A 982-nucleotide genomic window follows, 5' to 3' on the forward strand; every position below is an offset into this window, starting at 1 on the left:
GAGCCGCCGCCGCGGCGGCGGCCCCGCGGCCGGGCGGGGGAGGCGTCCGCCTCGTCTTCCGGGGAGGCGGGCGCCGCCTGCCTGCCGTCGGAGGAGGCGGCACGTGACGAGGGACGGGCCGAGGGACGGGCCGAGGGCCGGGCGGAGCGGCCTTCCGCGGGAGCGGGGCCGCCCGAGGGAGACGCGGGGGCCGGGGCGGCGGATTCCTCCGGGCGGGCCGGCCGTACCGGGCCGGCGGAGCCGGGAGCGGAGGCGGTCGCCTCCGGCTCGCGCAGTGCGGCGATGACGTCGTCGGCCTCGGCGTCGGCGGCGAAGTCTTCGGCCGCCTCGGCGTCCCGCCGCTTGATCACCACCATGTGGTCGACCGACAGGCGGCCGGCCCCGGTGACGGCCAGCAGGACCGAGGCGGCGCCGAGCGCCACGATCAGGTTCACCTCGCCCCCGGTCAGCGGGAGCCCCTGGTCACCGTTGGCGATCACGAACACCGCGAGCGCCTCGGCGAACAGCAGGAGCCCGCAGGCGGGCACGGCGAGCCCGGCCACGAGCAGGACCCCGCCGACGAGCTCCGTCAGCATCGTGGTCCCCGCCCACACCTGCGGGGCGGGGGCGCCCAGCGCGGCGAACTGCAGGCCGGTCGCGTTCAGGCCCGCCTCGAGCTTGTCCCAGCCGTTGGCGAAGAAGATCCCGCCCACGCCCAGCCTGGCGGCCAGCGCGGCGATGTCGCGGAGGGTTTGTCGCACGGCTCCCCATTCTGGTCCGGTGCGCCGCCCTTGCCCATAGCTGCGACCGGTAATCCTCCCGAACTGGTCAATTCGGGCTGGTCTCGTCGTCGGACCCGGGGGGCGTCAGGAGCGCCACCACGGCGGCGGCGACGCCGAGCAGCAGCACGCTGACGGCGATCGTGGCGTGCAGCCCGGAGACGAACGCGACCCGGGCCCCCCGCAGAAGGGCGGCCCCGCCCGCGCCGCCGATCTGCTGGGCC

1 protein-coding gene is annotated in these 982 nt (G+C 77.4%); it reads right to left on the reverse strand.

The window, feature by feature from the left end:
* Positions 1–740, reverse strand: a 740-nt coding sequence (locus tag ACFOWE_RS22650) for a DoxX family protein (RefSeq protein ID WP_377290994.1), incomplete at its 3' end; no start/stop codon positions are given.
* Between the last annotated feature and the right edge of the window lie 242 nt (positions 741–982).

Origin of the sequence: Planomonospora corallina (genome assembly GCF_042650625.1) — a bacterium.
Lineage (GTDB): Bacteria > Actinomycetota > Actinomycetes > Streptosporangiales > Streptosporangiaceae > Planomonospora_B > Planomonospora_B corallina.